The organism is Cohnella sp. GCM10012308 (assembly GCF_042649185.1).
In the GTDB taxonomy this organism is placed as follows: domain Bacteria; phylum Bacillota; class Bacilli; order Paenibacillales; family Paenibacillaceae; genus Cohnella.
Genome location: NZ_JBHRYU010000017.1, coordinates 76,234 through 99,617, shown reverse-complemented (window position 1 = coordinate 99,617; position 23,384 = coordinate 76,234). Strand labels below are relative to the sequence as shown.

General features: G+C 60.0%; 16 protein-coding genes. 14 read left to right on the top strand and 2 right to left on the bottom strand.

The window, feature by feature from the left end; genetic code table 11:
- The first annotated feature begins 183 nt into the window (after positions 1–183).
- The 7 genes from ACFOTD_RS18735 to gyrA all read left to right on the top strand — a co-directional run bounded on the left by ACFOTD_RS18735 (position 184) and on the right by gyrA (position 11,521).
- On the top strand, positions 184–1,968 hold the full coding sequence (locus ACFOTD_RS18735; protein WP_378121410.1) for an ABC transporter ATP-binding protein: 1,785 nt from the start codon (positions 184–186) through the stop codon (positions 1,966–1,968).
- On the top strand, positions 1,965–3,764 hold the full coding sequence (locus tag ACFOTD_RS18730) for an ABC transporter ATP-binding protein (RefSeq protein ID WP_378121408.1): 1,800 nt from the start codon (positions 1,965–1,967) through the stop codon (positions 3,762–3,764). The genes ACFOTD_RS18735 and ACFOTD_RS18730 overlap by 4 nt, the downstream gene beginning before the upstream one ends.
- 195 nt (positions 3,765–3,959) lie before the next feature.
- Positions 3,960–4,784, top strand: a complete 825-nt coding sequence (locus ACFOTD_RS18725; protein ID WP_378121406.1) for a GDSL-type esterase/lipase family protein — start codon at positions 3,960–3,962, stop codon at positions 4,782–4,784.
- A 17-nt stretch (positions 4,785–4,801) separates the two neighbouring features.
- Positions 4,802–5,845, top strand: coding sequence for an ABC transporter ATP-binding protein (locus ACFOTD_RS18720; RefSeq protein ID WP_378121404.1), 1,044 nt, complete (start codon positions 4,802–4,804; stop codon positions 5,843–5,845).
- Positions 5,829–6,815 carry an ABC transporter permease gene (locus ACFOTD_RS18715; RefSeq protein ID WP_378121402.1) on the top strand — a complete coding sequence of 329 codons (987 nt, stop codon included), beginning with the start codon at positions 5,829–5,831 and terminating at the stop codon, positions 6,813–6,815. The genes ACFOTD_RS18720 and ACFOTD_RS18715 overlap by 17 nt, the downstream gene beginning before the upstream one ends.
- 238 nt (positions 6,816–7,053) lie before the next feature.
- Entirely contained in the window at positions 7,054–9,027 is a 1,974-nt protein-coding gene (parE, locus tag ACFOTD_RS18710; protein ID WP_378121400.1) for a DNA topoisomerase IV subunit B, read from the top strand.
- A gap of 16 nt (positions 9,028–9,043) precedes the next feature.
- Positions 9,044–11,521 (top strand): DNA gyrase subunit A, encoded by a 2,478-nt coding sequence (gene gyrA / locus ACFOTD_RS18705; protein ID WP_378121398.1) that lies wholly within the window; start codon positions 9,044–9,046, stop codon positions 11,519–11,521.
- A gap of 168 nt (positions 11,522–11,689) precedes the next feature.
- On the opposite strand, the gene ACFOTD_RS18700 is transcribed toward gyrA, so the two are convergent.
- Complete coding sequence (locus ACFOTD_RS18700; RefSeq protein ID WP_282908478.1) at positions 11,690–11,866, bottom strand: hypothetical protein; 177 nt, start codon at positions 11,864–11,866, stop codon at positions 11,690–11,692.
- Positions 11,867–12,078: 212 nt separating this feature from the next.
- Between ACFOTD_RS18700 and ACFOTD_RS18695 the strand changes: the two genes are divergently transcribed.
- From ACFOTD_RS18695 to ACFOTD_RS18665, 7 genes are all read left to right on the top strand, one after another.
- A complete protein-coding gene (locus tag ACFOTD_RS18695; protein ID WP_378121396.1) occupies positions 12,079–12,546 on the top strand; it encodes a MarR family winged helix-turn-helix transcriptional regulator in 468 nt (155 codons plus the stop codon).
- Between the two features lie 276 nt (positions 12,547–12,822).
- Positions 12,823–14,265: an SWIM zinc finger family protein gene (locus ACFOTD_RS18690; protein WP_378121394.1), complete on the top strand. Its 1,443-nt coding sequence runs from the start codon at positions 12,823–12,825 to the stop codon at positions 14,263–14,265.
- Positions 14,266–14,278: 13 nt separating this feature from the next.
- Positions 14,279–16,096 (top strand): HEAT repeat domain-containing protein, encoded by a 1,818-nt coding sequence (locus tag ACFOTD_RS18685; RefSeq protein WP_378121392.1) that lies wholly within the window; start codon positions 14,279–14,281, stop codon positions 16,094–16,096.
- Positions 16,072–17,163: an ATP-binding protein gene (locus ACFOTD_RS18680; RefSeq protein ID WP_378121390.1), complete on the top strand. Its 1,092-nt coding sequence runs from the start codon at positions 16,072–16,074 to the stop codon at positions 17,161–17,163. Before ACFOTD_RS18685 ends, ACFOTD_RS18680 begins: the two co-directional genes overlap by 25 nt.
- Positions 17,160–19,538, top strand: a complete 2,379-nt coding sequence (locus ACFOTD_RS18675; RefSeq protein WP_378121388.1) for a DUF5682 family protein — start codon at positions 17,160–17,162, stop codon at positions 19,536–19,538. Before ACFOTD_RS18680 ends, ACFOTD_RS18675 begins: the two co-directional genes overlap by 4 nt.
- A gap of 3 nt (positions 19,539–19,541) precedes the next feature.
- Positions 19,542–20,771 carry a VWA domain-containing protein gene (locus ACFOTD_RS18670; protein ID WP_378121386.1) on the top strand — a complete coding sequence of 410 codons (1,230 nt, stop codon included), beginning with the start codon at positions 19,542–19,544 and terminating at the stop codon, positions 20,769–20,771.
- Positions 20,772–21,495: 724 nt separating this feature from the next.
- A complete protein-coding gene (locus ACFOTD_RS18665; RefSeq protein WP_378121384.1) occupies positions 21,496–22,431 on the top strand; it encodes an MBL fold metallo-hydrolase in 936 nt (311 codons plus the stop codon).
- Positions 22,432–22,487: 56 nt separating this feature from the next.
- Here the strand turns inward: ACFOTD_RS18665 and ACFOTD_RS18660 are convergent, their stop codons facing one another.
- Positions 22,488–23,357, bottom strand: a complete 870-nt coding sequence (locus ACFOTD_RS18660) for a class I SAM-dependent methyltransferase (protein WP_378121383.1) — start codon at positions 23,355–23,357, stop codon at positions 22,488–22,490.
- Between the last annotated feature and the right edge of the window lie 27 nt (positions 23,358–23,384).

Genomic DNA, 23,384 nt, shown 5'->3' with positions numbered 1-23,384 from the left:
TTTTTCTAATGCATATACGGGTGTAAGGGCTTAAATAGGATGATTTAAGAGATATCGGTCTCATTGCCATGCTTAATCGCTCTCCTACCTACTCAGCGTTTCTCTTTGCGGCATATGGCGTTTGAACGGTTGTGACAATCCTGTTACACTTCCGTGGGGATGCTCACAGGGGAGGACTGTCGCTTGGATATTTTCAAAGGCCTCAAGCAATTTTTCTGGCCGGACAAAGGTTTTTTGACGGGCTCGGTACTCGGACTCGCGATCGCTACGGCGATCGGTCTCGTGTATCCGCTGCTCCTCAGGGTGCTGATCGACGACGTGATCACGCCCAGGAAATTCGACGGCATTATGGGGCTCGCGCTGCTCGCGGTCGCGCTTATCGTCGTCAAGTCGGCTTTTCAGTACGTGCACGGCTTTTGCGGCGGACGTCTTGGCAACAAGCTCGCCTACCGCATGCGTAACGCCAGCTACGACAAGCTTCAAAAGTTATCGTTTTCGTTTTACGACCAAGCGCGGACGGGCGACCTGATGTCGCGGCTGACGGCCGACATCGAGGGCATCCGCAACTTCATCGGCTTCGGCTTCGCCCAGCTGCTGAACACGCTGTTCCTGGTTCTGTTCGGCTTCGGCTTGATGTTCTACGTCGACTGGACGATGGGTCTCATGACGCTTGCGATCATCCCGATCATCGGCTACTTCGCCATCCGCTTCGAGCTGCAGATCCATCCGATTTTCCGTTCGATCCGGATCGCGATCAGCCGGCTGACGACCAGCGTCCAGGAGAACATCATGGGCGTACGGACCGTCAAGTCTTACGACAGCGCCAGCCACGAGTACGGCAAGTTCGACGAAGGCAACAGCCAGTACAAAGAAAACAATCTTTCGCTCGCCGGGATATGGGCTACATACTTCCCGATCATCGAATTCGTCGCCAGCTTCAGCATCGCCTTGCTTTTGCTCGTAGGCGGCTGGCGCGTCATCCATCACCATATGACCCTCGGCGATCTCGTATCATTGAACGGTATGCTCGGCATGATTGTCGCGCCGCTGTGGACGCTAGGCTTTCAGATCAACAACTATACGCAATCGAAGGCGGCGGGCGAGCGATTGCTCGAGCTGCTTAACCGGCACGTCGACGTGCAGCCTCCGGCGCATCCGGTTCAGGCGAAGCCGGAAGGAACCGGTCTCATCCGCTACCGCGACGTGAACTTCCGCTATCCGAACCACGAGCATCAGCCGTCCGCGCTGACGGGGTTCGATCTGACCGCCGGTCCCGGCTCGGTCATCGGCCTTCTGGGAGGCACGGGCTCGGGCAAGTCTACCGTCGTACAGCTGCTGCTGCGCGCATACGACGTGACGAGCGGGGCGATCACGCTTGACGGCACCGACATCCGGCAGATCGATCTGAACGAGCTGCGGAGCAGGACCGCGATCGTATTCCAGGAATCGTTTCTTTTCTCGACGACGATCCGTGAAAATATAAGCTACGGCTGCGCCGAAGCCACCCAGGAGCAGATTGAAGAGGCCGCAAGGCTGGCCGATGCGCACGACTTCATCATGGAGCTGCCCGGCGGTTACGATACGATCGTCGGAGAACGGGGCATGGGGCTGTCGGGCGGACAAAAGCAGCGGATCGCGCTTGCCCGCGCATTTTTGATCCGTCCGCAGGTGCTGATCCTAGACGACTCCACGAGCGCGCTCGACATGGAGACGGAACACCGGATCCAGCTGGCGCTGCGGCAGGTCATGGCGGGACGGACGGTGTTCATCATCGCCCACCGCATCTCCTCGCTTCGGCACGCCGACGAGATTCTCGTTCTGGATAAGGGGCATGTGGTGCAGCGCGGCAGACACGAGGAATTGGTGCGGCTGCCGGGTCTGTATCGGGAGACGTACCGCACGCAATATGCGGACCGGCCGGACGAACTCGGCGAAGACGCCGCAGGCGGCAGGAGGGTGAGCGGATGAGCAGGCAGTTTCAATATCAGGACGACGTCCTGATCGAAAAGTCGTTCAACTGGAAGCAGATGGCCCGGCTTTTCGACTATTTGAAGCCTTACAAAGGCGCGGTAACGCGAGTCGTATTCGTCATGATGGTGTTCGGGATGCTGACGAGGCTTGCGGTTCCGTATCTGATCAGCCTGGCGATCGACAAGGTCATCGATCCGGACGGCGGCAGCGGGAGCATGGGGTATCTGTCGATCGTGTTCGGCGTGATGGTCGCCATGTACGGCCTCCGTTGGTGGGCGCAGAACTATACGATCCGGCATACGAACGACATCGGGCAAAAAGTCATTTTCGATCTGCGCTCGGCGCTGTTCAAGCACGTGCAGACGCTGTCGTTCCGCTTTTTCGACAAGCGCCCGGCGGGCTCCGTCCTCGTGCGGATCACCAACGACGTCAACGCGCTGCAGGACCTGCTGTCCAATGGCGTCGTGAATTCGGCGATCGATATCGCCCAGCTCGCGGGCATCGTCGTCATCCTGCTCGTGCTGCAGCCGAAGCTGGCGCTGGCGGTCATGATCACCGTGCCGCTGCTAATCTTCGTTTCCTCCTCGCTGCGCAAGCGGACGCGGATGGCCTGGCAGACCGTGCGCATCAAGCAGTCCCGCATCAACTCGCATCTGAACGAAGCGATCCAGGGCATGCGGGTGACGCAGGCGTTCGCGCAGGAGAAGGAAAACCTGAGCTTCTTCGAAAAACTGAACGGCAGCAGCATTCGCTCGTGGAACACCGCGTCCGCGCTCAATCAGCTGTTCGGGCCCGTCATCGAGGTCACCTCGGCGATCGGAACGCTGATCCTGCTCTTGTACGGCACGCATCTGATCCAACAGGATGAATTGACCGTCGGGGTGCTCGTCGCGTTCATCACTTACGTAAGCAACTTCTGGGAGCCGATCAACCGGCTCGGGCAGATGTACTCCCAGCTGCTCATCTCGATGTCTTCGGCGGAGCGGATCTTCGAGTATATGGACGAGAAGCCGATCGTGGCGGAAAAGGAAGGCGCGAAGGCGCTGCCCGACGTCCGCGGTCGCGTGCAATTCGACCATGTCGTCTTCGGCTACGATCCGGATCGCCTGGCACTGAAGGATGTGAGCTTCGATATCAAGCCGGGCATGACGGTCGCGCTCGTCGGCCATACCGGATCCGGCAAGAGCACGATCGTGAACCTGCTGTGCCGCTTCTACGACGTGACCTCCGGGCGCGTGCTCATCGACGGGATGGACGTCCGCGACGCGACGCTGGACAGTCTGCGCCGGCAGATCGGCATCGTCATGCAGGATACGTTTATCTTCTCCGGCTCGATCCGCGACAACATTCGATACGGCCGGCCGGACGCCACCAATGCCGAGGTCGAAGCGGCCGCGCGGTCGGTGCGCGCGCACGAGTTTATCGTCAAGCTGCCGGACGGCTACGATACGCAGGTACAGGAGCGCGGGACCGCGCTGTCGATGGGACAGCGTCAGCTGCTGTCCTTCGCCCGCGCGCTGCTGGCCGATCCTCGCATTCTCATTATGGACGAGGCGACCGCCAGCATCGACACCGAGACCGAGGTCCGCATTCAGGAGGCGCTCGGCACGCTGCTCGAGCACCGCACCTCGTTTATCGTCGCTCACAGGCTGTCTACGATCCGTCACGCGGATCTGATCCTCGTGCTCGATCACGGCGTCATCGTCGATCGGGGCAATCACGACGAGCTCATGCGCAGGCCGGGGCATTATCGCAACCTGATCGAAGCGCAATACCGTTTTTTGTCGGCTTAATTGAATAGGCAGCAGCGCTCCCGCCCGGGAATCGGGCGGGAGCTTTTCGCTTTCTCGAAGATTAACCCGTATCTGTGTCGCGGCCGAATCGCGCCTCGATTTGAAAAAGCGGTTCCGATTCGGTAAATTGAGGGAAACGGCAAAGCCGCCGCAAGCCGCATGAAGAGCGCGGCGTTAAGGAGAGGAGGGGGAGGCTTGAGAAGGAGAAAAGATCGGCTATGGCCGATACTGGGAACGGTATGCCTGCTATGCACGGCGCTTCTGCTGCTGGGATTCGGCTGGGCGCTGAAGGATACTTGGGCGCCATCCTCCGGATTGGCGCTTCCAACGCCTACGCAGACGCCGCCGCAGCAGAGCGGCGATTGGACGAGCCGGCAGGAGATCAAGGCGATCGCAATCGGCGATTCGCTTACGAGAGGCGTGGGCGACGTCGCCGGCAAAGGCTATGTGGAGGACAGTCTCTCGCAGCTCTCCAAGTCATTGGGCAAGCCGGTCAGATTGAACGGCAATCTCGCGGTCAGCGGCCTCGAAGCCGCCGAATTAAACGCATTGCTCGACGGAAAAGCGATGGAGGACGCGGTGGCCGGGGCCGATCTTGTCCTGCTCACGATCGGAGGCAATGATTTATTCCGTTCCTCGCAGCAGTCGGGCGGGTCGATCGCGGAAGGCGGCGGCATCGATCCCGAGCTGGCGAAGCAGCGGCTGCCGAAGACCGAGGAGCAGCTTAAGGCTTTGTTTACCAAGCTTCGCGCAATTAATCCATCCGTCCGAATCGTCTATGTCGCGTTATACAATCCGTTTTACGAGCTTGCGCAGCTGCGGGCGCAGATCGCGTCCATTTTAGCGGACTGGAACGGTTATGCCGTTCAACTGGCCGAGGACGACGGCAACATTGTCGTCGTGCCGACGGCCGATTTGTTCCAGGCGCAATCCGCGCGCTATTTGTCTTCGGATCATTTCCACCCGAACGGATCGGGCTATGCCCGCATCGCGGTTCGCGTGGCGCAGGCGCTTAATTGACGGAAGGGGCAGAGGGGATGCGGACGGATATGAAGGTTGAAGGCGCAAGCGACGATGCCTCAGGCATTACCGGGTCGGCAAGCGCGATTCGCGCCCGGCACGGGACGCCGGTGCTCTCGGTCGAAGGATTGTCGAAAACGATCAAGGGACGCAAGATCATCGACAATATCACGTTCGACGTACGCGCCGGGGAGATCTACGGCTTCCTGGGACCCAACGGCTCGGGGAAAACGACGACGATTCGCATGCTGGTCGATCTGATCAAGCCGACTTCGGGACGCGTGCTCGTCTGCGGCGAGGACGTGAACAAGCATCCGGAGCGGGCGCTGCGGCATGTCGGCTGCATCGTCGAAAATCCGGAGATGTACGGCTATATGACCGGATGGGAAAACCTGGATTTGTTCGCGCGCATGCAGGAAGGCATCGGCGATGCGCGCATCGAAGAGGTGGCGCGCATCGTGCGGCTGGACGAGCGAATCCACGACAAGGTCAAGACGTACTCGCTCGGCATGCGGCAGCGGCTCGGCATCGCGCAGGCGCTGCTCGGCGCGCCTAAGCTGCTCATTCTGGACGAGCCGACCAACGGGCTCGACCCGAAGGGCATCAAGGAGCTGCGCGCCTTTATCGCCGAGCTCGCTGCGGCAGGGATGAGCGTGTTCGTGTCCAGCCATCTGCTGAGCGAGATTCAACTCCTGTGCGACCGCGTCGCCATCATCGACGGCGGACGCGTGATCGCGGTCGGCGACGTGCACGAGATGATCGCGCAGGCGGAGGCGCATACGCTGTGGCTGTTCGAGGATCCCGAAGCGGGACGCCGACTTCTGTCGGAGGATCCGCGCGTAGAGGTCGCGGACAGCGACCGCGCGCTGCTGGACGAGTCGGTCCTGCTCGCGCTCCCGGGAGCCGTGCCTACGCGCGTGCGGCAGGACGACATTGCGGACGTCGTCTCCCACTGCGCTTCGGCCGGCGTCGGCGTGCTCGCGGTGCAGCGCGTCGTGCCGACGCTGGAGTCTTTATTTCTCACGCTGACGGGGGGCGAACGCGATGCGTCGGGATCTTGAACTGATCCGCAACGAAACGGTTAAAGTGTGGAAGAAAAAACGATTTGCCGTCATTGTCCTTATTTTGCTTGCGCTCGTACCGGTATTCGTGTACGCGCAGATGAAAATCGCGCAGAGCAGCCAGGGAAAATACACGGACTGGCGGGCGGAGCTCCGGCAGCGCATCTCCGACAATACGAACGCGCTCACGAGCGACAGGATTCCCGAGGAATGGAAGAAGTGGCGCGTCGCGCTCGTACAGCAGCTGCAATATTACCTCGACCGGGACGTCAATCCGAACACGCCGAACGCGGTGCGTTTTACGAATACGTTTTTGCAAAACGCCGTAGGCTTATTTATCCCGCTTATGGTGCTTGCCGTCGCATCGGACATCGTCTCCTCCGAACGTTCGGGCGGCACGATCAAGATGCTGCTGACCCGGCCGGTACGGAGGTGGCGCATTTTGGCGTCCAAGCTTGTCACGCTCACGATGTACGTCTCCCTGATTCTCGTGACCACGGCCGTCGTCAGCTATCTCGTTTCCGGTCTCGTCTTCGGTTACGGCGGGTGGCGCGAGCCCGTATTCGTCGGTTTCAGGCTGCGCGGCTCGGATATGGATACGACGGGCGTCCATGCGATCGCGCAAGGAACGTATATGCTCATGCAGCTTGGCCTTGTCTGGTTCTCCGCGATGACGGTCGCGGTCATTGCCTTCATGGTGTCGGTGCTCGTCCGCAGCACGGCCGCGAGCCTCGTTACGATGATGGCGGCGGTCATCTCCGGCTCGATCCTTGCCAACATGGCCTCGTCCTGGCACAGTGCCAAATATTTGTTTAACGTCAACCTCGACCTGTCCGTATATTTGCAAGGCTCTCCGCCGCCGATCGAAGGCATGACGCTCGGATTTTCCCTGATCGTGCTGGGGGTCTGGTCGCTGGCCGCGATCGCGGTATCGTTCGCCGTTTTCACGAGACAGGACATTTTGGCATAAAAGCGAACCGCGAGACGGATATCAGGCTGCTTAAAAAAATCGTCGTTGCCAGCTAGCGCGAGTCCAGTTAGAATCTAAACGTCAGGATAGATGACCGTTTCTGCATCGCGCAGGCGGTTATTTTTATTTGCGGGGCATCATTACTTTACGGACGCCTTGTGCATTTTCTGCCTTTTAGCTTAAAATGAACGGAAGGCGCGTCCTTGACGGACGCTAGAAGCAGCAAGGGGGATCATTCGTGACCGAACAAACAGACCTGTATGCGGAGAGCGCGGCGCAGGCGGGTACGACATACGGAGCGGACGACATACAGGTGCTCGAGGGACTGACCGCCGTCCGCAAGCGGCCCGGCATGTACATCGGCAGCACCACCTCTTCGGGCTTGCACCATCTCGTATGGGAGATCGTTGACAACGCCGTCGACGAGCATTTGGCCAAGCATTGCTCGCGGATCGACGTGACCATCCACGGCGACAACTCCGTCACCGTGCAGGACAACGGTCGCGGCATTCCGACCGGCCTTCACAAGACCGGCGTGCCGACGCCGCAGGTCGTTTTTACGATTTTGCACGCGGGCGGCAAGTTCGGCGGCGGCGGCTACAAGAAGTCGGGCGGCCTGCACGGCGTCGGCGCGTCCGTGACGAACGCATTGTCGCAGTGGCTCGAGGTCGAGATTTACCGCGAAGGCAAGACGCACCGGATGCGTTTCGAGACCTGGGTGGACAAGGACGGCAAGGAGCACGTCGGAGAGCCCGTCACGGGCCTTGAAGTGCTCGGCAATACGAACAAGTCCGGCACGAAGGTAACTTTTAAGCCGGATCCGAAGGTTTTTCACGGCAATGTCTCGATCAATTACGATACGCTGTCCGAGCGCCTGCAGGAGATCGCGTTCCTGAACTCCGGTCTTAAGGTGACCGTCAAGGACCAGCGCTCGGGCAAGGAGGACGTGTTCCACTACGAGGGCGGCGCCAAGCAATTCGTGCAGTTTCTGAACGAAGAAAAGACGGTGCTGCACGACGTCGTCCACTTTACATCGGAGCGCGACGATATCGAGGTCGAGGTGGCGCTGCAATACAACGATGGCTACACCGAGACGATCGCTTCGTTCGTCAATGCCATCCCTACTCGCGGCGGCGGTACGCACGAGACGGGCTTCAAGACGGCGTACACGCGCGTCATGAACGAATACGCCCGGAAGATCGGCCAGCTCAAGGAGAAGGAAAAGAACCTGGAAGGCAGCGATCTGCGCGAGGGCATGATGGCCGTCATCAACATCAAGATGTCCGACGTCGAGTTCGTCGGCCAGACCAAGGATCAGCTCGGCAGCGCCTCGGCGCGCAGCGCGGTCGACGCCATCGTGGCGGAGAAGATGGCCGTCTTCCTCGAGGAGAATCCGCAGGTCGGCCAGCAGCTCGTCCGCAAGTCGGTGCAGGCTTCCAAGGCCAGAGAAGCGGCCCGCAAGGCGCGCGAGGAGATCCGCAGCGGCAAGAAGCGCAGCGAGAGCGCGAGCCTCGGCGGCAAGCTGTCGCCGGCGCAGTCCAAGGACTATACGCGCAACGAGCTTTTTATCGTCGAAGGCGACTCCGCCGGCGGCTCGGCCAAGCAGGGGCGGGATTCCAAGTACCAGGCGATCCTGCCGCTCAAGGGCAAGCCGATGAACCCGGAAAAGGCCAAGCTGATCGACATCCTTAAAAACGAGGAATACAAGGCGATCATCGCAGCGACGGGCGCCGGCGTCGGCCCCGAGTTCGACGTCGAGGAATGCAACTATTCCAAGATCATCATCATGACCGACGCCGATACGGACGGCGCGCACATCCAAGTGCTGCTCCTGACGTTTTTCTACCGGTACATGAAGCCGCTGATCGACGCGGGCAAGGTGTTCATCGCCCAGCCGCCGCTATACAAGCTTACGCGCAAATCGGGCAAGCTCGAGACTGTGCGGTATGCCTGGACAGACGAGCAGCTGCAAAATTATCTCAAGGAGATCGGCAAAGGCGCGGAGCTGCAGCGGTACAAGGGGCTCGGAGAGATGAACCCCGATCAGCTGTGGGAGACGACGATGAATCCGGAGTCCCGAACGCTGCTGCAGGTGCAGATCGAGGACGCCGCGAAGGCGGAGCGCCGCGTGTCCACGCTGATGGGCGACAAGGTCGATCCGCGCAAGCGCTGGATCATCGACAACGTCGACTTCACGGAATACGAGGAATAAGAACGGAGAGACCGATATGAGCTTGCTCGAGAACTTCTTGCCGGCGTTTCTGGAGGAGGTCGTTGGCGACCGCTTCGGACGCTATTCCAAATACATTATCCAGGACCGCGCGATTCCCGACGTCCGCGACGGCCTGAAGCCGGTCCAGCGCCGGATCCTGTACGCCATGTTCGACTCCGGCAATACGCCGGACAAACCGTACCGCAAGTCCGCGAAGACGGTCGGCGACGTCATGGGCAACTACCACCCGCACGGAGACTCGTCGATCTACGACGGCATGGTGCGCATGGCACAGCCATGGAAGATGGCGCATACGCTCGTCGACGGCCACGGCAACTGGGGCTCGATGGACGACGATCCGCCGGCCGCTATGCGGTACACCGAGGCCCGACTGTCTGCGATCGCGATGGAGCTGCTGAGGGACATCGACAAACGCACCGTCTTGTTCAAGGACAACTTCGACAATACGACCAAGGAACCGGTCGTGCTGCCGGCGCGTTACCCGAACCTGCTCGTCAACGGCGTAAGCGGCATTTCTTCCGGTTTTGCCACCGAGATTCCGCCGCACAACCTGCGCGAGGTGATCGACGCTTGTACTGCACTCATCGACAATCCTGATATGACGGTTGCCGATCTGATGAAGATCATGCGCGGCCCGGACTTCCCGACAGGCGGCCGGATCATGGGCGAGGACGGCATCCGCGAAGCATACGAGACCGGCAAAGGACGCATTTACGTGCGGTCCAAGACGGCGATCGAAGACATGCGCGGCGGCAAGCAGCAGATCGTCGTGACCGAGATTCCTTACCAGGTCGTCAAGTCCAAGCTCGTCAACAGCATCGATCAGCTGCGGCTCGAAAAGAAGGTCGAGGGCATCGCCGAGGTGCGCGACGAGAGCGGACGAGCCGGCATGCGCATCGTAGTCGAGCTGAAAAAGGACGCGGACGCGGAAGGTATCCTGGCTTATTTACTCAAAAAAACCGACCTGCAGGTCGCTTACAATTTCAACATGGTCGCCATCGTTAACAAAGCGCCTCGCCAGCTCGGCGTTAAGGCGATGCTGGACGCTTATGTCGCTCACCAGCGCGAGGTCGTCACGAACCGCACGCAGTACGATCTCGAAAAGGCGGAAGACCGCGCCCACGTGCTCGAAGGGCTCGTCAAAGCCTTAAACCTGCTCGACGCCGTCATCGAGACGATCAAGGCTTCCAAAAACCGCCTGGACGCGCAAAACAATTTGGTCGCCAAGTTCGATTTTTCCGAACGCCAGGCCGACGCGATTTTGACGCTGCAGTTGTACCGGCTAACGAACCTGGAGATCAACTCGCTCCAGAAGGAACATGCCGAAACGATGAAAAAGATCAACCAGCTGCGCGGCATCCTTAACAACCCGAAGAAACTGATGGGTGTCATCAAGGACGAGCTCGGCGAGATCCGCGGCAAGTTCGGCATCGACCGGCGCTCCGTCATTCAAGGCGAGATCGAGGAGCTCAAGGTCAATCTCGAAGTGATCGTACCCGCGGAGGAAGTGCTGGTGACTTTGTCTCGACACGGCTACGTGAAGCGTACGAGCATGCTCTCGTTCACGCGTTCCGGCGGCGATCTCGGGAGTACGGGGCTGAGGGAAGGCGACCAGCTGCGCTGGAGCCTGCAGCTTAATACGCTCGATTCGCTGCTGCTGTTCACGCAGAAGGGGATGTACTACCAGCTGCCCGTGCACCAGATTTCCGAGTTCAAGTGGAAGGAAAACGGTACGGCGATCGTCAACCTGATCGCCTTGCCGAAGGACGACCGGATTATGGCCGTCATCCCGGTCAAAGCAGGCGAATGGAAGGCGCTGGCCGATCAGGGCGAGCAGGGGCCGGCACTCGTATTCGTGACGAAGCGAGGCCAGGTCAAGCGCACGCTGATGGCCGAATACGCGACCAACCGGAGCGCGGCGATCGCGGCCGTGAAGGTCGCGGAAGGCGACGAGGTCCGCTCTGCGTTCCGCAGCGATACGCCGCAGGAGGTTCTGCTCGTCACGGAGCAGGGACTCAGCATTCGTATCCAGGAAGCCGACGTGAGCCTGCAGGGCCGCGTAGCGGGCGGGGTTCGCGGCATCCAGCTGCGCGAAGGCGACGCGGTGACCGACGGGCTCCAGGTTTCCGGCGACGAGGGCGAGATTCTCGTCATCTCCGACTACGGCTACGCCAAGCGCTCGCTGCTGCTCGACTATCCGCCGCAAGGACGCGGAGGCAAGGGCATCCAGACGTTCGAGATCAAAGAAGGCAAGCGCGTTCGCCCGAACGGAACCCGTCTTGTCGCCGCTTATTACGTCAAGGACGATGTGGGCATCGTAACGGTGACGGCAGGCGGCACGTACGGCGAATTCCGCTCCGACAGCACGCCGCTCGAAGACCGGAGAGGCACCGGCAGAACGATAGGCGCGATCGAGCGGACGGATCCGCTTGCCGAGACGTTCCTTAAGCCGCTGCCGCCGCAGACGCATTGACTTAACGGGTCGTAGTCGCTTCAGCGGCAGAGCGCGAAGCGGCATGCGAGAGGCGAGTTAGCCGTAAAAACCGTGTAACTTACTCTCCCTGTAAGACGCAACGCCCGAGATAGCCAGTAGAAGCAGCCCCGGCCGCATCGCGACCGGGGCTGTAACTGTCTGCTTGCCTCAATCGTACGGACCGTCCTGGGGATCGTAACGGTCGATCCACTTCAGCATCATTTCCAACACGACCCACAGGGGGACCGGCTCCGTCAGCCGGCTCAGCCACCCCGGATCATCTATAATACCGGCTTCGCGCGCCATGATGCCGATCATCCGTATGCGTTCGTCCTCCACCGCCATGAAGACCTCTCCTTCTTTTCAACCGCACGCCGGACGGACGGTACCGCCAGCTGTCAGCATTATATGTCATAGGCTGTCGTCCCGTACCAGACCGTGCGGATTTATGACTTAAATCATTAATGCGCTTAATCTATCTTTCGACATCGGGTTTGAATATAATTAAAGAAGTAGAGCAAAACGGCATCATTCCGAAGAGGAGAGGTGATCCATAGGTGGAACCGGCTGCAGAATTCGTAAAGAGCTGGATGAAGCTATCGAAGGATTGGCAATCGCAGATGGAAGCGGAGATGTCCCCCCAATTGACCGGAGGGCAGCTTCAAGTACTGGAGCTGCTGCAGGCGAACGAGCCGATGAAGCCTTCCGAGCTGCTGCCGCATTTGGAGACGACGCCGGCTGCGGTGACGACGCTGCTCGACCGGATGGAGCGCAATGGCCTCGTCAAGCGCACCCGGGACGAGAATGACCGACGTATCGTGTGGATCAGCACGACCGACTTCGGACATACGGAGCGCGAACGGGGGCTGCGCGTCCGCAGCGATATCGTGAACCGCTCGCTCGACCGGCTGTCCGCCCACAACCGCCAGCTGCTCGTATATCTGATCGGCAAAGTATCGGGCACGAGAGACAAGAAGCTGGCCGCTTCCGGCGAACCGCCGACCGCCATTCAGGCGACGTCCTGAAGCCGGCGAATACCGAACGTTATTTTTCCGATCAAGAATAACCTCGAATTTCCGATCGAGAATAAAGGCCATTGCCAATCGAACATAACGCCATTTTCAAGCCGAGCATTCGGCTTTTTTTTTTGCCCGATTATCGTCTTATCCGCTAGACTTGAACGATCGCGCTATGATTAATTTTCCAATTAAAAGGGTAATAGAAGTAGTTATAGCGTGATACAGCCATTTTATGAATAGAAATGAAAAGAACGGCCATCCATCCCGATTGCGAGGTCAACCATGCCCACGATTACGGAAGCATACGTCGACAGCTTGGCGCCGAACGCCGGCGCGATGAAGAACGGCCGGGACCTGGTCAAGAAAAACAGCTTTCCGGTCCTGAACGAAAGTCCAGATGCAACGCTGCTCTTCGGAGAGTGCAAAGGCAGCGGCAAAGAGCCATACAGATGCTCCGCCGATTTCGTCAACGAGGCGAGCCCTGTCTTTCGTTGCTCCTGCCCCAGCAGGCAATTTCCGTGCAAGCATGCGCTCGGATTATTGTACGCTCGCGCGTTGGGCAACCCCTTTACGACCGCGGAGGTCCCGCAAGACATCGCAGACAAAAGAGACAAAGCAGAAAAGCGGGAAGAGAAGAAAAAGGATGCTGCGGAATCCGAAGGGAATGCGCCTGCGGCGAAACGTAAAGTAAACAAATCCGCGCTCGTCAAAAAATTCGCCAGCCAGCTCGAAGGACTTCGGTTGCTGGAAAAGCTCGTCCTGCAGCTCGTCCAATCGGGTCTCGGAAGCGCGGACAAGAAAACGGTCCAGATGATCGAAGATCAGGCGAAACAGCTTGGCAACCATTATATTCCCGGCGTGCAAGCCCAGCTCAGGGAACTCGTACATACGCTGCAAACGGAAGGCGATCGCGAAGCGGTCTACTCGCAAGCGATAGAGCGGCTTCTATATATGCATTCGCTGGTGAAGAAGGGCGTCTCCTATTTGGAAAAAAGAATTGACGATCCGGAGCTGCCGATGGAGACGGATTCCTCCTTGGAGGAACAGCTCGGTCATGCCTGGCAGCTTGCGGAGCTCCGCGAATACGGCCGCGTGAAGCCGGGCGCCGAGCTGCTCCAGCTCTCGTTTCAGTCCTACACGGATGCGGCGCGAGGCGAGTACGTGGATGCGGGCTGGTGGGCAGACCTTGGCGACGGCACGGTGCGCAGCACCCGCCATTTGCGTCCGTTCCGGGCCGCGCGGGCGCTCAAGGAAGAGGATACCGTACGTGCGGTCATACAGACGGAGGAGCTGTTCGTCTATCCGGGCGAGGTCAACGCCAGAGTGCGTTGGGATGCGGCGACTCAGCGGGATGCGGACGGAGACGATTTTGCCAAAGTCAAAAAGACGGCGGCATCGTCGTATGCGGACGTCGTCAAGCAGGTCAAAAACATCATTAAAAATCCGCTGGGTGATAAAACGCCCGTCATGCTGGTCGCTTACCGTTCCATCGACAATACGGCGGACGGTTTCTGTCTCCGGGATGCGCAAGGGAAGCTGTTGCCGATCTGCGATTTGAAGTCGAACGGAAGAGAGACTTCTTCCTTGATTGCGCTGCTTGACGAAAAGGATCTGAAGGACCAGGCTGCGCTGGTCATGTTCAACCATCGCCTGGACGACAACCGCCTGCGCGTACAGCTGATGAGCATCGTCACGGACAGCCGGATCATTCGGCTGCTCTACTAGGGGAGAATCGATTATGAGCATAGACATTTTATTCGAGCTACAGCAAGAGACGCGCCGGTTGTTCATCGCGGGGAGCGCGATGGCGGCGAACGATCTCCGGTTGAATAAATTGCTGCCCGGGCTTAAAAAACTGGGCGAAACCGCGCCGGTGTTCAATCGTCTGGCCACTGCGGCCGAAGAGCTGCTCGCCGCAAGCAGGGAGGACAGCGCAGCCAAGCTGCTCGAGCTGTCGACGCTGCTCGTCGCGGTTCTTTATACGCAAGGCAAGACGGACATGGCAGGGGAACCGCAGCCGGTCCAAGGCGCCGGAATCGATCTTCCCACGGATAGCCCTTATCGTAAACTCCATCCGTTCATTGAAGTGTTGACGACCAAAGGCCAAGGACGCTTGGAGCAAATCCGGGTTTCATACCAGGACGGAAGCTTCCTGGATCTGCGCGCGCTGCCAGCCGTATGCGCGGCCTTGGAAGACAGCTACGCGGAGATCCCCGATTTCGTGCAAGAAAAGCTGATTCCTGCCTTCGGAGCGAGCGCAGTCCCCGTGCTGCAGAGCCAGCTAAGCCTGCAAGGCGGAAAAGGCGACGGTCGCAGATTGCAGCTTCTTCACAGGCAGCTGGGCGACGCGATGCTCGAGCTCGTCGCGGAAGGCGCCTCCTCGGGATCGCCGGAGGTCAAACTGGCGGCGATCTCGATCTTGGGCGCTTATGCCGATCAAGAGCCGCTGCTGCTCGAACTCAGCCGGGATAAGCGAAAGGACGTTCGAGCGGCCGCCTACGACGCGCTGGCTCGGATCGGCACGGAGCCGGCGCTGGACCGATTGTACGAAGCCGCCGTCGCCAAGGACGGCGCGATTGTAGTCGAGCCGATCAGACGGAGCGGTTCGCCGCAGCTGCTGGGGCGCTTGATCCGTCACGGCGAGCAGGCACTATTGCAGTACTTGAACGGCGAAGCCAAGCAAAAAACGGAAGCGTCCGAGCAGCTTCTGATCGTGCTGCATGCGCTGGAGGGATCGGGCAAAAAAATAGCTGCCGCAGCGTTTCCGTTCGTGCAGCAGCTGCTGACTACCGCAGCGTACCTCGTCCCCGAGACGGAGAACGCGCAGGAAGCGGCTGCCGAGCTGCTGCTCGAGATGGAACTGCCGGAAGCGGACCGGTTGGCCATCGAGCTCGGGAACAGCGCCAAAGGACCGTTCATCCCATACGGCTTCCGGGCGGCATTCCGCACGCTTTCTCCGGCCGAGATCTACGATCGTTATGCGGGCCAATTGAACGGCAGCAAGTCCAAGGCGGGCAAGGAATTGCTCGGCGCCATTCGCGAGGTCGTTTACCGGGAGGCCTACGACAAAGACGAAGACCGATATGACGAGCCGGTCGCGCGCGAGGAAGCCTGGGATCCGAGATGGGTTTCCTTGTTCGTCCGGCTGGATCAGCCGATGCTCGTTTGTATGTTCGCCCAGCGGGCCGACAAAGAGGTTACGGCCTATTTGACGGGCAAGCTGCGCGAAGCGCGGTGGGGCGTCAAGGATTCCACCGATATGCTGGTGACGTTGTTCCGGATCCGGTACAAGGAAGCGCCGGAGCGATTCATGGAGCTGCTCGAACGCGGCGCTGCGAAAAACATGTACTATATGAACGGGCAGCAGCGGCGTCTCCTTGCCAGCATGCCCAAATCGTACGCGCCGCGCCTGCGGGCGTTCGGGGAAAAGCTGACGTACGAATCGCTGCGCACCGATTGGATGACGCAGATCGAAGAGATCGAACAAGCGCCGGAATCGGCCGAAGAAGATAACGGAAGGGGATTATGGGGATGGCTCAAAAGCAAGATGTCCTGAGATTGCCGGCAGAGCGGCTATATGCGGAGGAACTCGAAGCGCTGAAGGAAGCGGACAAAGAGGCCAAACCGGCGGGCTGGCAGCTCTCTCCCAAATCCGTCCTTACGTTTATCACGGGCGGCCAGGCGGGAACCACGGCGATCAAGCCCAAATATATCGGCAACAGGCGACTGGTCGAGATGGCGATCGCGACGCTGCTCACCGACCGGGCGCTGCTGCTTATCGGAGAGCCCGGCACCGCCAAGTCGTGGCTTTCCGAAAATCTGACCGCGGCGATCCACGGCGATTCATCCAAGGTCATACAGGGGACGGCCGGTACAAGCGAGGAGCATGTCCGCTATTCTTGGAACTATGCGATGCTCCTTGCGCAGGGGCCGTCGGATCAGGCGCTCATCCGCAGCCCGATTTTCCGCGCGATGGAATGCGGCGGCATCGCCCGATTCGAGGAGATCTCCCGCTGCGCCTCCGAGGTACAGGACGCGATGATCTCCATCTTGTCGGAAAAGACGATCGCCATTCCCGAGCTGAACCGCGAAGCGGCGGCGGAGCGCGGCTTTTCCATTATTGCCACCGCGAATACGCGAGACCGCGGAGTGAACGAGATGTCGGCCGCGCTCAAGCGCCGCTTTAATATCGTCGTGCTTCCGGCGCCGTCCAGCCTGGAAACGGAAATCGACATCGTACGCAGGCGGGTGAGCGAGATCTCGTCCAACTACGAGCTGAAGGCGGCGCAGCCGGACGACGACACGATCCGGAAGGTCGTTACCATTTTCCGCGAGCTGCGAAGCGGCACGACGCTCGAGGGCAAAGAAAAGGTTAAGCCGCCGACGGGCGTCATCTCCACGGCCGAGGCCATCTCGCTGTTGACCGGCAGCATGGCGCTCGCAGGCAGCTTTGGGGACGGCAGGATCAGCGACGAGGACGTGGCCGCGGGCCTGCAGGGCGCGATCGTGAAGGACGAGGAGAAGGATCGCATCGCCTGGAAGGAGTATTTGGAGAACGTCATGAAAAAGCGGGGAGCCTCCTGGCGGAGCTTGTACGGCGCTTGTTCGGAGATGAATCGGTGAACGGGGCACGGAATCCTCATTATTTCGGGATTCGGCATTTGTCACCGGCCGGTTCGTACCATCTTCTCGCGCTGCTCGACGAGGTGAGACCTACGGCGGTGCTGATCGAAGGCCCCGGCGACGCGGGGGAGCTGGCTGGCCAGCTCGTCGCGCGCGGCGTCGTGCCGCCGGTCGCGCTGCTCGCCTATACGGCGCAGCTTCCCGTGCGTACGCTGTTGTACCCGTTTGCCGAGTACTCTCCCGAATACCAGGCGCTGCGGTGGGCGGCGCGCAATGGCAGCCAAGCCGAATTCATCGACCTGCCGACCGATATATCGCTGGCGCTGAACGCGCTCCGGCACGAGCGGTCGGCAGACGCGGATCCGCTGCAGGCGACCGACGGTCACGGCGACGGCGAGTCTGCTTCGACGGAGGATAGCCATGTAGGCATACCTGACGAGACGGACGCAAGGTCGCTTCAGAGGGACTTTTACGCGCGCATCGCCGAGCTTTCCGGGGAACCGGATTTCGAGTCTTACTGGGAGCGTAATTTCGAGCATCGGCTTCGCCATGGCGCTTATAGGCAATCGATCTCGCAATTTTCCGACGAAATGCGGGCATGGACGGCAGGCGAGGAGCGGCGCCGCGCCCCGCGCGAAGCGGCATACAACGAGATCCGCGAAGCCTATATGCGGCGCAAAATTCGCGAGACGCTGGACGGCGGCCACGATCCGGGGCGGATCGTCGTCCTGACCGGCGCCTATCATACGTCGGCGCTGGACCTTGGACTGCCGGCGATGACCGACGAGGAGCTTGCGCTTTTGACGCGCGTACCGACCAAAATGACGTTGATGCCTTATTCCTACTACAAATTGTCTTCGCATTCGGGATACGGCGCGGGCAACGCGGCGCCCGCGTACTTCGAGCTGATGTGGCAATGCATGCGCCAGCGCGAGATGGACCGGCTTCCGGCGTTGTACTTATCCTCGGTCGCGGCGAGATTGAGAGAGCAGGGCACGTACCGTTCGACGGCTTCGGTCATCGAAGGCGTGCGGCTTGCGGGCGCGCTCTCCGCGATGCAGGGCGGCGAACTTCCGACCTGGAAGGATCTGCGGGACGCGGCCACGATTCTGTTCGGACACGGCGAGCTGTCCGTCGTCGCCGAGGCGCTGGCAAGGACGGATATCGGCACGGCGATCGGCAGCTTGCCAGAGGGCGTCAGCCAGACGCCGATTCAAGACGATCTGAACCGCGAGCTCGCCAGATTGAAGCTGGGCAAATACAGAACGCTGGTGGCGGCGGATCTGGAGCTGGATCTTCGCGAAAATCGCAACGTCAAATCCGTAGATTCCGCGTTTCTCGATCTCAACCGGTCTATCCTGCTTCACCGCCTGGCCATGCTGGGTATTCGTTTCGCGCGCAAGCAGCATAGGCGGCAGACGGATGCGACATGGGCCGAGCATTGGGTGCTGCAGTGGTCGCCCGAAGCGGAGATCGAGATCGTCGAAGCGACGATCAAGGGCGAAACGGTGGAGCTGGCTGCGGCCTATGCCATCCACGAGCAATTGCTCGCTTGCGACGATATCGAGCAAGCCGCAAGACTGATCCGGCAGGCGGGCGAATGCGGGCTTCCGCAGGTCGCCGGCCAAGCTGTCGCGGCGCTGCAGCGGCTCGCGGTCGATGCAGGTAGCTACGCGCAAATCGCGCAAACGCAGCGCGAGCTGTCGGTGCTCATGCAGTATGGGTCGGTGCGCCGAATCGATACAGAGCCGCTGCTCCCGATTTTGAGGCAGTTATTCCTGCGCGGATGCTTGACGCTGCTCGAAGCGTCCGGCTGCAACGACGATGCTGCAACGGAAATGATGTCCGCCATTCACGCCATGAACGCGGTCGCGCAGGAACATTATGCCGACGTCGACGAGCAGCTCTGGCTGGAGAAACTCAAGGAGCTCGCCGTTCGCGACGATCGCAATCCGAGGCTGTCCGGCTATGCGTTTTCCATTTTGCTCGAGCGCAACGAAGCGGGCGAAGATACGTTTTCAAGCGAGGTCGCCCGCAGATTGTCGCCGGGCATGGAGGTCGATCTCGGCGCGGGATGGTTCGAGGGCCTGTCGATGCGCAACCGGTACGCGCTGCTGTCGCGCGACTATTTATGGCGGCATCTGGACGAATATATCCATGGTCTGGATCCCGAACCATTCAAACGCTCGCTCGTCTTTTTGCGGCGCGCGTTCAGCGGCTTCGAGCCGCGTGAGAAGGCGGCGATCGCCGAGCTGCTCGGAGAGATTTGGGGGACGGGAGCCGAGCAATCGGGCGAAGCGCTGCAGCGACCGCTGGACGACGAAGAAAAGGAGCGATTGGATGAGCTTAACGACTTTGATTTCGGGGATCTGTAGCCGATGACGACGATGGATGCGGATCAAGTGAAGCGGTGGCGCCTGATCTTGGGCGCGGCTGCCGAGGAGAAGCTGGAAGCCGCAGGCGGCGCGTCGGGCGGCGGCGCGCGGCTTGACGAAGAGAGCCGCTTGATGGACGAGGCGCTCGCCGCGATCTATGACGGCACGTCAGGGGAAGTCGGCGGAGCGGGTCCGGGTTCCGGTACGGCGGGCGGCGGTCCGAGGTCGGCCGGCCTCGGCGCCTCTGCGCCCAGACTGGCGAAATGGCTGGGAGACGTTCGGTCCTTTTTTCCGTCGGATATCGTGTCCGTCATTCAAGCGGATGCCGTACACCGCAAGGGGCTGACCAAGCTGCTGTTCGAGCCCGAGCTGCTCTCCCAGGTGAAGCCGGACATCGGCATGGTGGCGACGCTGATGTCGCTGCGCGGGCAAATCCCGGAGCGGACGAAGGAAACGGCGCGGACGCTCGTGCGGGAAGTCGTGGACGAGATCGTCAGGCGGATGGCCCAGGAATTGACCCGCGCGGTGACCGGTTCGCTGAACAAAAGGCGCCATTCTCCGCTGCCCTCGCTGACGGGACTCGACTGGGACAAGACGATTCGCGCCAATTTGAAGCATTACGACGTCGAGCGCCGGTTGCTCATACCCGAAAAGGTATATTTCTTCGACCGCGCGCGCAAAAGCAAGGAATGGACGGTCATTCTCGATATCGACCAAAGCGGCTCGATGGCGAATTCCGTTATCTATGCGTCCATCACAGGCTCCATCTTCGCCAGCATGCCTTCGCTCGAGACGCGCGTCGTCGCGTTCGATACCGAAGTCGTCGACCTGAGCGAGGCGTGCGCGAACGATCCCGTCGATCTGCTGTTCGGCATTCAACTGGGCGGCGGCACCGACATCAACAAGTCGGTTGCCTATTGCGAATCCTTCGTAACCGAGCCGAAAAAAACCTTGTTCCTGCTCATTTCCGATCTTTATGAAGGCGGCAATCGGACGGAGATGATCCGCAGGCTGCGCGACATGCACGAATCCGGCGTGAGGACGATGTGCCTGCTCGCGCTCTCGGACGACGGCGCGCCGTCTTATGACGAGGACGTCGCCCGCAAGCTCTCCCAATATGGCATTCCCTGCTTCGGCTGCTCCCCCGACAAATTGCCGGAGCTCATCGAGGGCGCCTTAAAAGGGATGGATCTGATGCAGCTTGCGGAACGCGTCAAGCAAGCGAAAAATTGATTGACCCGCGAGCGCAGGGAATGGCCGGCGTTCAATTCGGGACGGTGCCGATTAGGCGCCGTCTTTTTTGAAAGATCAGCAAGTAAAAATGGGCGGCGATTCGTGGACAGGTAAGCGCACTTTGGGCGTACAGGTGCATTTCGAATGCAGAGTGTGCGAAACCCTGCATTTGTACATGTGTTCAGTGTCGATGCACGACACTTTATGAAAAGATTCTTATAAAGCGTCTGGGTGTTCCTAAGCTGGAACAAATTTGGCCGGCCTTGCGTGTGAGGCGCCTTGGTATTTCTAAGTAGGAACATATCCCGGCCGACCTGGCTTATGGAAGTTTGGAAGTTTCTAAGTAGGAACAACTTCGGCCAGTCATGCGTATGAGTCGCCAAGGTGTTCCTAAGTAGTAACCATATTTGCATCTAGTCGGTTAAAAAGGGGTGCCATCGGCTTAAATAGATGTAGATTTGCAGGCGATACGGTAAAAGAACGACGCTGGCGACAATACTCGGCGGCCCATCGGAACGGTTGACGGATGAGCCGTCGAACGGATTTCCGAAAAACATCAAGTTTTCGTCATAAGCCAAGCTACTAAAGAGACCGTCAGGGAGATTTTCCTTGCCGGTCTTTGTTAACGATGACGGACAAATTTCCTCTCGACTATGCACGTTGCCGTCGTGATTGCTACAATAGTATAAAAGTAGGACGCGTCCAAAAGGAGCATCGAGATACGATGGTAAAAAAGTACGAAAATGCCGACGGCTCGTCGAACGTTAAATCCTTTGCGGAGCTGCGCCAGTGGCAAAAGGAACGCCGGTCGAAAAAGAAAGATTTGTCATTTGTCGTGTCCCGCGCCGATCCGGATCTGGCCTTGCTTACCGCGAACCGCAGCGAGCCGACCGTGACGTTCGTCGGTCATTCGACCTTTCTCGTCCAGCTCGGCGGACTTAATATCGTGACGGACCCGGTTTGGGCGTCGCGTATGGGTTTCGCTCCGCGGCTGTCGCCTCCGGGTCTGCCGATCGGCTCGCTGCCGCCGATCGACGTCGTCGTCCTTTCTCATGCGCATTACGACCACCTTCACTTGGGCAGTCTGCGCCGACTGCCCGGCGATTTTGTCGTACTCGTGCCTGAAGGTCTGGCCGGATGGTTCCGGCGCAAGGGCTTCGAGCGTGTCCAAGAACTCTCTTGGTGGTCCGAAACGCGCGTCGGCGACGTAACGTTCGGCTTCGTGCCGGCCAAGCATTGGACGAGGCGGACGCCATGGGACACCAATTCATCGCATTGGGGCGGCTGGGTGATGCGCCATGATTCGGACTGCCTGTATTTTGCCGGCGACAGCGGCTACGACGGCACCTTCCGCCGGATCGGCGAGAAGTACGGAGACATCCGCGTCGCGCTCATCCCGATCGGGGCTTATGAACCGGAATGGTTCATGGGGGGCTCGCATATGACGCCCGAAGAAGCATTACGGACTTTTGCGGACGTCGGCGCGCGCTATTTCGTACCGATGCATTACGGAGCATTCCGGCTGGCCGACGACACGCCCAGGGAGGCGCTGGATCGGCTGAACGCCGAATGGGAACGGCTGGGGCTTCCGGAAGGCAGACGGTGGACGATGGAGCACGGCCAAACGAAGCTATGGTCCGCCGCCAAAACGAGCTTTTAAAAAGCCGAAAACCGCCCTTGCCTATGGCTAGGGGCGGTTTTTCGGCTTTTTATCGTTTATTCCGCGCTTTCCCAACGACCGTATATGCCGCAAGGCAATGTCAGGCCGCTGCGCGTGATCGGCAGGCCGATCTCGCCGCAATCGATCTTGCCGCCGTGACGTCGGCCGATGGACATGTGCAGCAGATTGTGCAGCACGGTCGGCGAGAGGCCGGTCGTGTACGAGTTGACGAGCACGAACAGCGGGTTGTCGGATAGGATGCTCTTGCACTCCTCGAGGAACGGATACAGGTTGTCCTCAAGCTTCCAGGTCTCGCCGCCGGGGCCGCGGCCGTAGGAGGGAGGATCCATGATGATGGCGTCGTATTGCTTGCCGCGGCGCTGCTCGCGCTGTACGAACTTGAATACGTCGTCCGTAATGTAGCGGACGGGGGCGGATTCGAGGCCGGAGAGGGCCGCGTTTTCCTTGGCCCATTGAACCATTCCCTTGGCTGCGTCGACATGGCACACTTCGGCGCCTGCGGCAGCCGCTGCGACGGTCGCTCCGCCGGTATAAGCGAACAGATTAAGCACGCGGATCGGCCTGCCGGCTTCCTTGATCCGCTTCATCATCCAGCTCCAGTTGACCGCCTGCTCGGGGAAGAGCCCCGTGTGCTTGAAGCTGGTCGGCTTAATATGGAAGCGGAGCGGGCCGTAGGAGATCGTCCAGCGCTCGGGCAGCTGCTTGTTAAACTGCCATTGGCCGCCGCCGGAGGAGCTGCGGAAGTAGTGGCCGTCCGGACGCTGCCAATCGGCGGCTTCCTTGGCGAGCGGCCAGATGATCTGCGGGTCGGGACGCCTTAGGATCACGTCCCCCCAGCGCTCCAGCTTGTCCCCCGCGCCGGTGTCGATGAGTTCGTAGTCTTGCCAGTCGGTAGCCATTCTCATGTTCCGTTTAACTTCCTTTACTATTCG

Excerpts from the sequence above, each read along its gene's own strand:
- ACFOTD_RS18730 (WP_378121408.1), top strand. The coding sequence starts at position 1,965 with ATGAGCAGGCAGTTTCAATATCAGGACGACGTCCTGATCGAAAAGTCG.
- ACFOTD_RS18720 (WP_378121404.1), top strand. The coding sequence starts at position 4,802 with ATGCGGACGGATATGAAGGTTGAAGGCGCAAGCGACGATGCCTCAGGC.
- ACFOTD_RS18715 (WP_378121402.1), top strand. The coding sequence starts at position 5,829 with ATGCGTCGGGATCTTGAACTGATCCGCAACGAAACGGTTAAAGTGTGG.
- gyrA (WP_378121398.1), top strand. The coding sequence starts at position 9,044 with ATGAGCTTGCTCGAGAACTTCTTGCCGGCGTTTCTGGAGGAGGTCGTT.
- ACFOTD_RS18700 (WP_282908478.1), bottom strand. The coding sequence starts at position 11,866 with ATGGCGGTGGAGGACGAACGCATACGGATGATCGGCATCATGGCGCGC.
- ACFOTD_RS18690 (WP_378121394.1), top strand. The coding sequence starts at position 12,823 with ATGCCCACGATTACGGAAGCATACGTCGACAGCTTGGCGCCGAACGCC.
- ACFOTD_RS18685 (WP_378121392.1), top strand. The coding sequence starts at position 14,279 with ATGAGCATAGACATTTTATTCGAGCTACAGCAAGAGACGCGCCGGTTG.
- ACFOTD_RS18680 (WP_378121390.1), top strand. The coding sequence starts at position 16,072 with ATGGCTCAAAAGCAAGATGTCCTGAGATTGCCGGCAGAGCGGCTATAT.
- ACFOTD_RS18670 (WP_378121386.1), top strand. The coding sequence starts at position 19,542 with ATGACGACGATGGATGCGGATCAAGTGAAGCGGTGGCGCCTGATCTTG.
- ACFOTD_RS18665 (WP_378121384.1), top strand. The coding sequence starts at position 21,496 with ATGGTAAAAAAGTACGAAAATGCCGACGGCTCGTCGAACGTTAAATCC.
- ACFOTD_RS18660 (WP_378121383.1), bottom strand. The coding sequence starts at position 23,357 with ATGAGAATGGCTACCGACTGGCAAGACTACGAACTCATCGACACCGGC.